Origin of the sequence: Streptomyces sp. NPDC051172 (assembly GCF_040682555.1) — a bacterium.
In the GTDB taxonomy this organism is placed as follows: Bacteria; Actinomycetota; Actinomycetes; order Streptomycetales; family Streptomycetaceae; genus Streptomyces.
Window position 1 is genome coordinate 1 of sequence record NZ_JBFBBE010000303.1, and the last position, 1,845, is coordinate 1,845.

General features: G+C 66.9%; 2 protein-coding genes. Both read left to right on the forward strand.

The genetic code is table 11. The annotated features are described in order from the left end of the window. Positions 1-1,163, forward strand: a 1,163-nt coding sequence (locus AB0N07_RS50560) for an NAD(P)/FAD-dependent oxidoreductase (protein WP_365847695.1), incomplete at its 5' end; no start/stop codon positions are given. Positions 1,164-1,287: 124 nt separating this feature from the next. Further along, on the forward strand, positions 1,288-1,845 hold a 558-nt coding region (locus AB0N07_RS50565), incomplete at its 3' end, for an alpha/beta fold hydrolase (RefSeq protein ID WP_365847697.1).

Below are 1,845 nucleotides of genomic sequence, written 5' to 3' on the forward strand. Positions count from 1 at the left end.
CGCACCGGCTGGTGAACCTGGATGAGGACGAGAAAGCGGAGCGGCTGGTCCGCCAGCTCGGCGCCACCGTCGCCGACTTCCCGCTGGTGATCCTCGGCGGCTCACGCACCGTCCTGGGTGCCACCCCGGCACGGCTTGCCGAAGAGTTGGGGATGCGCCCGCCCGCCCCGCCGGCCACTTGCGATGTGGTGGTCGTCGGCGCTGGGCCGGCTGGTCTTGCCGCGGCGGTGTACGCAGCCTCCGATGGGTTGTCGGTCTACCTGTGCGACGCGGTCGCCACCGGCGGGCAGGCGGGAACGTCAGCGAAGATCGAGAACTATCTGGGGTTTCCTGCCGGAATCTCCGGCTTTGAGCTCGCCGACCGCAGCCTCCTGCAAGTGCGCAAGTTCGGTGCCACGTTGGACATCCCGACCACGGTCCAGGAGGTCGTGGAGGATGAGGACCGCTTCCGGGTGATCTTCGAAGATGGCAGGGAGGTCACCTCAGATGTGGTGGTCCTTGCCAACGGGGTGCGGTACCGCTCGCTTCCCGCCGCGGGGCTGGACCGGTTCCAGGCCTCGAACGTGTTCTACGCGGCAACAGCGCAGGAAGCGCGGATGTGCGTAGACACACCTGTCGCTGTTGTCGGCGGCGGCAACTCCGCCGGCCAGGCAGCGCTGTTTCTTGCCCGCACGTCCCCCCGTGTGCACCTTGTGGTGCGCGCCGCGGACCTGGGAGCGGGAATGTCCAGATACCTGGTGGACCAGATCCAACATCACCCCCGCATCAACGTGCTGCTGTCCTCGGAGGTCGTGGAAGCACACGGCGGCAACCGCTTGGAAGCGGTCACAGTCCGTCACGGTGACGTGCTCGAGAAGCTCCGCGTGGGGCACGTGTTCGTCTTCATCGGCGCCGCTCCGGCGACGACAGGATTGAAGGTCGATGTGGCACGCGATCCCGACGGGTACATCCTCACCGGCGCGGAGGCGGAGCTGGCCGGCGCGCGGACGGAAGGAAGCCCCCGCTTCTCTTTGGAGACCACCATCCCCGGGGTCTTCGCTATCGGCGATGTGCGGCACGGGTCTGTGAAGCGAATGACCTCGGCTGTGGGTGAGGGCGCCAGTGTGGTCCAGCAGATCTTCGAGTACCTGAACGAGGGTCGTCACAGTCGGGTGCGCGCATGAGCTCCGACATCCAGCGACACGTGACGCCGCACGCCGCCCCGAACCGGCAGCCGTGGGAGAACCCGCGGATCCTCCGGTGGCCCATGCGGGCGTTGCGGGCGGGATCCGCTCGACGTTGCGTCGGATGAGGTGGTTTCGCCGCATCCCGGTGCGGCATATCGACGAGGGCCCGACGGTGCTGCTGCTGCACGGTATTGCGTCCTCGTCGGTGACGTTTCACCACGTGATCCCGTTGCTCGAGCGCACCCACCGGTGCATCGCCATCGACCTGCTTGGCTTCGGCGAGTCGCCGGCCCCGGAGTGGGCCGATTACACCCTGGCCGACCATGTCGCCGCTATCGGGCGGATGGTCGCCTCGTTGCGGCTGCGGGAGCCGTTCACTGTGGTCGGGCATTCTATGGGCGCCCTCATCGGCGCCGCCCGGTACGCCGCCCGGCGGCGAAAGCGAGTCGCGAAGCACGTGATGGTCAGCCCACCTATCTATCTGGCACCCCATGAGATCTGGGACGTCATCGAGCGGGCCCGGATGGACTTCTACCTGCGGCTCTACGAGTACCTCCGCACGAACCGGAAGTTCACCCCCCGGCATGCTGCGCTGGTACAGCGGCTACTGCTCATCCCCAAAGCTGTCGATACTACTGAACGCAACTGGGAGCCGTTCATCAAGTCGTTGCAGCACTCC